Below are 10,003 nucleotides of genomic sequence, written 5' to 3' on the forward strand. Positions count from 1 at the left end.
GAAGGAGGGGCAGTATGATTATTGAACAAATAGCCGGGAAGCTGGAGCAGCTTCGGCCGGAGGACAGAGCCGCACGCCATGTGGAGAAGGTATATATGGACAGCGAAGATTTGCTGAAGAAAATTCAGCGGGTGACGACGGACCATGGCAACGAAATCGGCATCCGTCTGACGCAGAAGGATGAGCTGGCGGACGGGGATATTTTATACATGGATGACAAGAACATGATCGTCATCGAAGTGCGGCCGGACGACCTGCTCGTAATCCGCCCCCGCTCGATGCAGGAGATGGGAGAGATCGCCCACAAGCTCGGCAACCGTCACCTGCCGGCGCAGTTCGAGGGAGAGCGGATGCTGGTGCAGTATGATTATTTGGTCGAGGAGCAGCTCGTCCAGGACGCCATTCCATATACCCGGGAGAAGATGAAAGTGAAGAAGGCGTTCCGGCATGTGGGACATAAACACTAATTCGCTGCTTGCCCTGCTGCAGTGGTGCGATTCGAACTTTCCCTCCGGGGCGTTCAACCATTCGTTCGGATTGGAAACCTACCTGCAGGAAGGATTAGTGACGGATGCAGCCACCTTCCGGGAATGGCTGACGGTCTACCTTAACGAGCAGCTGGTCTATTCGGACGGATTGGGTTGCCGACTAGCCTATGAGGCGTTGGATGAAGGCCGCATGGAAGAGCTATGGGCATTGGACCGGCTGCTGACGGTTCAGAATCTCCCCCGGGAATCGCGGGAAGGAGTGCGCAGAATCGGAGAGAGAATGATCCGGCTTGCGGCGGAGTTGTATGAAGATCCGTCCTTGAAACAATATCGGGATCGGATATTGCGTAAGACGTCGTATGGCCATCCGGCGGTCGCTTTCGCCATGGTCGCCCGTCTCATGCAGGCGGAGAAGCCGACAGCGGTGTTGGCTTGTCTGTACTCGTCCGTTAGCAGCATGGTGCAGAACGGGGTGAGGGCCATTCCGCTCGGACAGACGGAAGGTCAGCGGCTGTTGATGCATATGCAGCCCGCTCTGCTGCAGGCGGTTGAGGCTGTGGAGAGATTGACGACAGACGATATCGGAATCGTATCCCCTGGATTGGAATGGTCGCAGATGAAGCATGAGAGGCTGAATACCCGGCTTTTCATGTCGTAAATAATCGTTAAGCAAGGAATCGAGAATCTAGTATGGAAAGAGGGCGAGAGCATGAAACCGGTCAAAATCGGGGTAGGCGGTCCTGTCGGGGCCGGCAAAACGATGCTGGTGGAGAAAATAACCCGGCGTCTTCACGGAAAATACAGCATGGCTGTAGTGACCAACGATATTTACACGAAGGAGGACGCCAAAATTTTGCTGCAGACCGGGGTGCTGCCGGAAGACCGGATCATCGGGGTGGAAACGGGCGGCTGCCCGCATACCGCCATCCGGGAAGATGCATCGATGAATTTCGCGGCTATCGATGAACTGATGTCGCGGCATCCCGATCTCGAAATCGTGTTTGTGGAAAGCGGCGGCGACAATCTGGCGGCCACCTTCAGCCCGGAGCTCGTTGATTTCTCCATTTACATTATCGACGTAGCCCAAGGGGAGAAGATCCCGCGCAAGGGCGGGCAAGGGATGATCAAGTCGGATTTGTTCATCATCAACAAGACTGATCTGGCCCCTTATGTAGGCGCCAATTTGCAGGTAATGGAGGCCGACACACTCGCTTTCCGCGGCAATAAGCCGTATTTCTTCACAAACCTGAAGGAAGAATCCGGGCTGGACGAAGTTGTGGAATGGATTGAAAAAAACGCCCTGCTGACAGGTCTGGAATAACATGGGCGAATGGACGGGAACTCTCCGGATGAAGGCGGAGAACAGGGGAGGCCGGACGGTCGTCACCGATTTGTACCATCAGGGCGCCTATAAGGTGGCCCGCCCGATCTATCCCGATCATTCCGGGCAGGCTTGCTATTATGTGATGAATCCCGGCGGAGGATATGTGGACGGGGACCGGTATCGGATGAGTGTGGAGCTGGAGGAAGGGGCAGAGCTCCTGATCACGACTCAATCCTCGACCAAGATTTACAGGACGCCCGGCCAGCCGGTGCTTCAGACGACGGAAATCCGCATGAAGTCCGGCAGCTATCTGGAATGGCTCCCGGACCCGGTCATCGCCTACCGGGACGCCCGCTACCGGCAGCAGACCGTTATCCATATGGAAAGAGGAGCCTCGCTAATCAGCGCGGAAGTGATTACGCCGGGATGGTCGCCGGACGGAACGCTGTTCGCTTATAAGGAACTGTCGCTCAAGAGCGAACTGTACATGGATCGGGAACTCGTTCTGCATGATCATATGAAGCTCTGTCCGGCAAGCCGGCCGTTGTCCGGTTTAGGCAGAATGGACGGGCACACCCATTTCGGCTCCCTGTTCGTCATCGGTGAGCAGGCAACGGCGTCCTTCTGCAGTGCATTGACAGAAGCGGTTCAACTGGAGGAACAGGCGGGGAAGATCGGCCTGTCCGAGTTGATCGTGCCGGGCTTCGCTGTGCGGATGCTGGCCGATTCCACCCAAACCATCGAACGGTTATTTGGCCGGATTGTCAATTATATACGGGAGCAGTGGTTTGGGAAGGCGCCCGTGTCATTGCGCAAATATTAGCCGCCCGATAAGGGAAATGAACAGAAGGCTGCCAGATCCGCTTGGGTCTGCAGCCTTCTGCGTCTTCGCTTGATTAGATTTCGTTGCCGGTCCTTCCCCCGTATTCATGGGCATGGGGAGTGGCTCCATTAACGGTAGTGACGCCTTCGAAATAGTGGTAATGGCCACCTTCGGGAAGGGGAATGGCCGGTCCGGTCGTGCCCCGGATCAGATGCATATGGCCATCATCGAACGAGGTTTCAGCTTGATATTGATGGACATGCTGCACTCCGCTCGGAGCGGGGGCGGTTGTGCCCGCGTATTGATGTCTATGCCCGACATCAAAGGAGGTCACACCGGAGAAAGGATGAATGTGAACGGGTCTTCCATTCCAATTTGTAATATACAGTTTGTGGGAATGACGCCCGTCCGAATCATCCGAATGAACAACAAAGCCGGAGACGGGTATATCCATAGGGCTCACATCCTGTCAGAACGATCATTGCGGTTGTCTGCATCGCCAGGCAAGCCGGTTAGGGCGACAGCAGATAGCCTATATAAGTCTATGTCCCGGATTAACGGTTGGACTGTGCAGATGCCCATTTGTCGGAAGGACTACAGGGCATAGTAAAGGAAGCACCGGATCCTTAACAAAGAAAAAAGATCGGGCAGGAGCAATGCTCGACCCCATCTTATTTTATACGTCAAATTGAACACTAGAGCTGTATCAATATTCAGACATAACAAAATAACACAAGAAGAAACCGATTGATTTCTAAACCGGTCCTGTGCTACAATAAAATTTGGATTTTGTTGATGGGAAAATCCGAATATATTATTTCCCAATAATATATTATCACAAAAGAAGCATGGCTGTCAACATTCATTTTATTAGGTTGGTTAAAGATAGGGATTTAGCAAAAGGAGTGATTTGATGAGTTTGACTGAACAGGATTGGCTGGAAGAGAAGAAGCGTGTGAAGCGCGTGGAACAAGAAATTGACAGCAAGATCGCGGTTCTTCAGGAGCATGTCAGCGATAAGAAAGAGGAAACCGTGGACGTGCGGAGAAATTTCTGGGACGACGTCACCATAAATCTGGACGATTCCAGCGAGCTCATCGAAACCTACGCCAGCATTAAACAGCAGGCGGAAGTGTTGTCGGAGAAGGAGCGCAGCTACGAGCACGCGTACAACCAATTGAACATTCTGAACAAGCTCAAGCAATCCCCATACTTTGGCCGGGTGGATTTTCTGGAAGAGGGACAGAGCAGGGCCGAGTCCATATATCTTGGAATAAGCTCCTTGTATGATGAAGAAGAAATGGAGTTTCTCATTTATGATTGGAGGGCGCCGGTATCCAGCTTGTATTACGATTACGCACCCGGCCCTGCCCGGTATGAGACTCCCGGGGGCACGGTCTCCGGAACCGTTGAGCTTAAGCGTCAATATACGATCCGTGACGGGCAAATCGTCAGCATGTTCGATACAGGAGTGACCATCGGCGACGAGCTGCTGCAGGAGGTGCTGGGCAAGCAGGCGGATTCGCAGATGAGAAGCATTGTAGCCACCATTCAGAAAGAGCAGAATCAAATTATCCGCAACGAGAGAAGCCGTCTTCTTATCGTCCAGGGAGCTGCCGGAAGCGGCAAAACCTCGGCGGCTTTGCAACGGGTAGCTTATTTGCTGTATCGGTACCGGGAAACGCTGAAGGCCGAGCATATCGTTCTTTTCTCGCCCAATATGATGTTTAACAGCTATGTGTCGACCGTCCTTCCGGAGCTTGGCGAAGAAAACATGCAGCAGACGACCTTCCAGCAATTTCTGGATCATCGGCTCGGCCGTCAATTCCAGCTTGGCGATCCGTTCGCCCAACTGGAGTACGAGTACACCGCCATGAACGAACCGGGATACGAGGCCCGCATGGAGGGAATCCGTTATAAGGCTTCGGCGCGGTTTATGGAGCTGATCGAGAGGTATTTGTCCGTTCTCGGGAAGGAAGGAATCCTTTTTAAAGGCTTGAGGTTCAGGGGCAAAACGCTTCTGTCGGCGGCCCGGATCCGGGAGCAGTTCTATGCATTGGATTCGTCCTTGTCCATACCGAACCGGATGCAGTTGTTGTCCGAATGGCTTCTGGGGGAATTGAAGGAAAAGGAGAAGGCCGAACGGAATGAACCGTGGGTGGAGGATGAAATCGAGCTGCTCGATAATGACGCCTATCAGAAAGCTTACCAAAAGCTGAGGAAGCAAAACCGCTTCGCAGGGGAGTCATTCGATGACTATGATCGGGAAAGGGAGCTGCTGGGCTCCATGATTGTCCGCGAGCACTTCAAGGGGCTGCGTCAGCGGGTGAAGAAATTGCGGTTTGTTAATGTCCCGGGCATTTACCGGCAGTTATTTGCCGATCCGCAGTATGCCCTTCGCTTCGGCCGGGAGGCCGACCTGCCCAAGCATTGGGAGGAAATTTGCGCGCAAACCGTAGAGCGGCTGGACCGGTCCGAATTGGCCTATGAGGATGCGACTCCGTATTTGTATTTGCAGGAAAGAATAGAGGGCTTCCAGACCAACAACCTGATCCGCCATGTCTTTATGGATGAAGCCCAGGATTATTCCCCTTTTCAGTTCGCTTTTATCCAAAAACTGTTTCCGCGCAGCAAAATGACGGTGCTCGGAGATTTGAACCAGGCGATTTTCGGTCATGCGGAGGCGGAGGACCATTGGGAGACGCTGCAGGCTCTGTACGGGGAAGAACAGACCGAGCGGTTCATACTGACGCGAAGCTACCGTTCCACACGGCAAATCATCGATTTTACGCGCGGATTGATTCCGGAAGGGCATGCGATCGAGCCCTTTAACCGCGAAGGAAGCAAGCCGACCGTGACGCAAGCAGCCGACGAGTCTGACCTTAATGCGAGGGTGGCCGAACGAATCCGGGCTTTGCAGAATTCCGGACTTCGAACGATTGCCGTTATCTGCAAGTCGGCCCGGGAAAGCCGGCAAGCCTTCGCGAAGCTGGATCAACTGCTGGAGGCTCGGCTGATCGAGAAGGATGCGGCCTCGTTCGAGCCCGGGGTGCTGGTCATTCCCGCCTACCTGGCCAAAGGGGTGGAGTTCGATGCCGTCATCCTCTACAACGCCTCGCAGGAGCAGTACGGCAGAGAGGGCGAGCGCAGGCTGTTCTACACGGCATGCACCCGCGCGATGCATGAGCTGCATCTGTATTACATCGGCACGCGCAGCCCGTTTCTGGACGATGTCTCGCCGGATACTTACGTTGCAGGGGATTGATGACAGGGGAACGGGGCGTATGTCGGGCTGTATGACGCGACCGGTAACATGCAGATTCGAATTTTGAGATTCGGTAGCATTATTTGGGAGGGGAGTCAATGACTGACTGGAAAGAATGGGTCTCGGACAGTCAAAAGCGCTGGGAAGAAAATGCCTCCTACTGGGATGAACGCATGGGGGAAGAGAGTAATTCCTTTTACAGAGACCTGATCAGGCCGCATACCGAAAGACTCCTTGAGGTGCAGGCAGGACAGCGGGTTGTAGAGGTTGCCTGCGGGAACGGCATTTTCGCCCGGAGGCTTGCCGATTTGGGGGTGAAGGTGGTTGCTTTCGATTATAGCGAGACGATGATTGAACGGGCCCAAATCCGGTCGGCCGATTACGGTGACCGAATCGATTACCGGGTGATGGACGGGACGGACCTGGATTCTCTTCTGTCTCTCGGGGTCCAATCCTTCGATGCTGCCGTGGCGAACATGGCTATAATGGATATGGCCGAAATGACCCCGCTGATGCAAGGACTGTATGAGCTGCTGAAGCCCGGAGGAGTTTTCGTTTTCTCGGTGCTGCACCCCTGTTTCCAAACACCCGGTGCCCGAAAGGTTGTAGAGGAGGAGGAAGATGCAACGGGGATCATTACTCGGCGGGGTGTCCTAATATCCAAATATATCCAACCGGAGACCTATGAAGGCCTCTCACTCCGAAATCAACCGATTCCCACACGGTATTTTCACAGGCCACTTTCGGAATTGGTGACCTTGGGGCTGGAGCAGAAGTTCGTCCTGGATGGAATGGCCGAGCCGGTATTTCGGCGGGATGACGGAGGCCGAGGGTCGGTGTGGGAGGAGATCCCTCCTGTTCTGGTTGTTCGCTTTCGGAAGCTTCTTTCCGGTCAGTGAAAGAGGGCAAAGGGCTTGTTTGGTTAAGCCGGTTAATGGGTTAGCAGACTGTTTGCCGACACTCGGTAAATTCGTTTGAGGTGATATCGAGATGGTGATCCGTTGGGGAAGCATGGCCACCTTTGCATTTTAACGGTCATATATTGTTGGCAGCGATCTTCATCGTTATCTTGTTAAAAAAATAGGGGCAGCCCTGGAATCTTTTTTTGGACCATAGTCTTAGCTTTCTGATAAAATATGGAAAAAGGGGGCAATTGTGAAAAGAGGAGAGTGAGCGCTATGGGGAGCAAACGAAAGGTGACTGCGGAAGATCTATATAGTTTCCGCTGGGTCAGTGATCCGGCCGTATGTCCGGTGAGCCGTTCCATTGCTTATGTGTGTCAATCGGTGAGCGACGACAGGGAGAACTACCGGTCTCATATCCGACTTCTTACTATCGACGGAGCGGAGGATCGTTCGTTTACCAATGGAGGACCGCTGGCCCCTGAAGGGCAGGATACGGCTCCGGCCTGGTCTCCGGACGGGAACCGGCTCGCCTTCCTGCGCAAGTCCGATCAAGGAAGACAGATCTGGATCATTCCCCGTGAAGGAGGGGAGGCAAGGCAGATCACGCGCTTGCCGCGCGGTGTCAACTCTTTTGCCTGGTCTCCCGACGGCACGCATTTGCTGTTTACGGCGAAGGTGGCCGCAGATCCGGAGCTGGATGAGCTTACGCCGGAGGAAGAGAATAAGCGCTGGGCAAGCCGGGTCCGGGTCGTCACCCGGTCGAAGCCGAAAGCTGACGGCGCCGGGCTATGGGATCATCGGAGAAGCCATCTGTTTGTGCTCGACCTGGAGACGGAGCAGACTCGTCAAATCACCGATGGAGATTATGATGTTCATGAGCCCGTATGGTCGCCGGACGGTCGGCAGATAGCGTTCCTGGCGAAAATAGCGAAGGACCCGTCAGAGGACATCGACCTGCAGCTTATGAACGATCTGTTCCTCATCGACCGTGACGGAGGCGAACCCCGCCGGCTGACGGATACGAGCTGGGCGATCAGCCAGGCAAGCTTCTCTCCCGACGGGAAGCTCATAGCCTTCTTCGGCCACGACCGGGCATATGAAGGCGCGACGCAGACCGCGCTGTATACGATCTCCGCAGAAGGCGGGGCCGCAGCCTGCCTGACCGAGGGCTTCGATGTGTTGCTGGGCAATGCCGCTATCAGCGATATGAGGTCGCATTTGCGGACGCCTCCCCCGCTGTTCAGCGCGGACGGCCGCTCCATCTACGCGCTGGTTTCCATTGCGGGCAGCGTGCAGGTCTGCCAGTTCCCTCTGGACGGCGGCGGGAAGCCCGAGGCACTGACGGAGGGAGCCAGGGAAGTTTATCAATTTGCGATAACGAAGGACGAACGGTATCTGGTGATCGCAGTGACCGATCCGTTACTGCCGGGAGATTTATACCGGGTGGATCTGCACACCGGGGAGGAGGTCCGGCTGACCGCAGCCAACGACGCTTTCCTGGAGCAGATCGAGTGGAGCTCGCCGGAAGCCTTCGAATTCAAGGCTTCGGATGGCGTCACCGTTCATGGCTGGGTCATGCGTCCCGCCGGTTTCGAGGCGGGGAGACGGTATCCCGCCATTCTGGAAATCCATGGCGGCCCGCATGCCATGTACTCTCATTCTTTCTTCCATGAGTTCCAACTGCTGGCTGCACAGGGGTATGCCGTCCTGTATACCAACCCCAGAGGCAGCTTCGGCTACGGACAGACGTTCGTGAACGGCTGCCGCGGAGATTATGGGGGGCGGGATTATCAGGACTTAATGGAAGCGGTCGATTATGCAGCAGACCATTTCGATTTCATCGATAAGGAGAGACTCGGCATAACGGGGGGCAGCTACGGAGGCTTCATGACGAATTGGGCGGTAGGCCATACGGACCGCTTCCGGGCGGCCGTCACCCAACGGTCGATCTCGAACTGGCTGTCCTTCTACGGGGTAAGCGATATCGGCTATTTCTTTATCGAAGGGGAAATCATGGGAAATCCGTGGGAGGACACGGAGAAGCTGTGGAAGCATTCCCCGCTCGCTTATGTGAGCAATATCCGGACCCCGCTCCTGATTCTTCACGGGGAGCAGGATTTGCGCTGCCCGATTGAGCAGGCTGAGCAGCTCTATATGGCGTTGAAGCGTTCCGGCAAAGAGACCGAGCTCGTGCGCTTTCCGGGCGCAAGCCATGAGCTGTCGCGAAGTGGGAATCCCGGGCTGCGCGTTGAACGGCTGAACCGGATCGTGGAATGGTTTGAACGGCATATCAGCAAAGGATAAAGCTTACATAACTTTCTTATATATTTTTAAAAAAAGCTCCTGACGGAGACCTGAGGGAAAGCCAACGTCGCATCCGGGTCGGTGAAGACATCGCAAAGACGAGCAAAAATACATTAAAATCGTGACTATTTCCAATAAAAAGGTGAAAGACGCTCAAATGTGCAGGTCTTTTTCACAAAATGGGGCCATTTCGCAAAAATCGCTCCAAAGACGTGCATTATTGCTCTAGAATAGGGCATTGCGTGGCTTTTTCTCCGAAAAGACGTGCACTATCGCTCTAGAATCAGGTACTTCAAGGCTTTTCTCCGAAAAGACGTGCACTATCTCCACGGCCCCCTAACGAAACTGGAGTCCTACCCTACAATATATTATTGTATTTCTTAGGGAGGCGACCAGCATGAGACGATCCAATAAATTGTATGAAGAAGTTCGACTTGATGTCGTCCGACAAGCGTTATCTGGTATTAAGGTGGGGGTGCTCGCCAGAAAGTATGATCTTCATCCGGAAACAATCCGTACCTGGATTCGAACCTATCGGGATCAAGTCGATCTTCAGGAGCTCCCCCCTGCTGATCAGCAACTTCAAGAACTAAAGAGACTCCAAGAGATCGAAGAAAAGTATGAAAAGGCAAAAAAAGTTCTTGGGGAAAAGGAGCTCGAGATTGAAATTTTACGTGAGCTGCTAAAAAAGAAGAACCCCGCTTACACGAAAAATTTGAAATAGCCGACCAATTCATTAAGCGGGGAGAGGCAGCAACACATGTCTTGCAAATCCTTGGTCTGGCGAAATCCACCTATTACGATCGATTCAAACGAAAAGCTCAAGCAAAACCATCTACAGCAAGCCGCAGAGGTCGTTCCTATCCCGGATATTCCCTTACGACGGATGGACGG

At 54.0% G+C, this 10,003-nt stretch carries 9 protein-coding genes; 8 read left to right on the forward strand and 1 reads right to left on the reverse strand.

Translation table 11 applies throughout. The annotated features are described in order from the left end of the window. Window positions 1–14: 14 nt before the first annotated feature. The 4 genes from ureE to ACTHRH_RS20980 are packed head-to-tail and all read left to right on the forward strand — an operon-like array spanning window position 15 to window position 2,635. Window positions 15–467: an urease accessory protein UreE gene (gene ureE, locus ACTHRH_RS20965; RefSeq protein WP_440417502.1), complete on the forward strand. Its 453-nt coding sequence runs from the start codon at window positions 15–17 to the stop codon at window positions 465–467. Then, window positions 448–1,146: an urease accessory protein UreF gene (locus ACTHRH_RS20970; protein ID WP_440417504.1), complete on the forward strand. Its 699-nt coding sequence runs from the start codon at window positions 448–450 to the stop codon at window positions 1,144–1,146. Before ureE ends, ACTHRH_RS20970 begins: the two co-directional genes overlap by 20 nt. 51 nt (window positions 1,147–1,197) lie before the next feature. Then, window positions 1,198–1,809 (forward strand): urease accessory protein UreG, encoded by a 612-nt coding sequence (gene ureG / locus ACTHRH_RS20975; protein WP_379285470.1) that lies wholly within the window; start codon window positions 1,198–1,200, stop codon window positions 1,807–1,809. 1 nt (window position 1,810) lies between these two features. Next, window positions 1,811–2,635, forward strand: coding sequence for an urease accessory protein UreD (locus ACTHRH_RS20980; protein WP_440417506.1), 825 nt, complete (start codon window positions 1,811–1,813; stop codon window positions 2,633–2,635). A 73-nt stretch (window positions 2,636–2,708) separates the two neighbouring features. Here ACTHRH_RS20980 and ACTHRH_RS20985 read toward each other — a convergent pair whose 3' ends face one another. After that, entirely contained in the window at window positions 2,709–3,089 is a 381-nt protein-coding gene (locus ACTHRH_RS20985; protein WP_440417508.1) for a YmaF family protein, read from the reverse strand. 459 nt (window positions 3,090–3,548) lie between these two features. Between ACTHRH_RS20985 and helD the strand changes: the two genes are divergently transcribed. The 4 genes from helD to ACTHRH_RS21005 all read left to right on the forward strand — a co-directional run bounded on the left by helD (window position 3,549) and on the right by ACTHRH_RS21005 (window position 9,833). Then, entirely contained in the window at window positions 3,549–5,900 is a 2,352-nt protein-coding gene (gene helD, locus ACTHRH_RS20990; RefSeq protein ID WP_379285475.1) for an RNA polymerase recycling motor HelD, read from the forward strand. 98 nt (window positions 5,901–5,998) lie between these two features. Next, window positions 5,999–6,799 carry a class I SAM-dependent methyltransferase gene (locus ACTHRH_RS20995; protein WP_440417510.1) on the forward strand — a complete coding sequence of 267 codons (801 nt, stop codon included), beginning with the start codon at window positions 5,999–6,001 and terminating at the stop codon, window positions 6,797–6,799. 279 nt (window positions 6,800–7,078) lie between these two features. Continuing rightward, window positions 7,079–9,109: a S9 family peptidase gene (locus ACTHRH_RS21000; RefSeq protein WP_440417512.1), complete on the forward strand. Its 2,031-nt coding sequence runs from the start codon at window positions 7,079–7,081 to the stop codon at window positions 9,107–9,109. A 397-nt stretch (window positions 9,110–9,506) separates the two neighbouring features. Continuing rightward, window positions 9,507–9,833, forward strand: coding sequence for a transposase (locus ACTHRH_RS21005; RefSeq protein WP_427333730.1), 327 nt, complete (start codon window positions 9,507–9,509; stop codon window positions 9,831–9,833). Window positions 9,834–10,003 lie beyond the last annotated feature (170 nt).

The organism is Paenibacillus sp. SAFN-117, assembly GCF_051966115.1.
Taxonomy (GTDB): Bacteria; Bacillota; Bacilli; order Paenibacillales; family NBRC-103111; genus Paenibacillus_L; species Paenibacillus_L residui.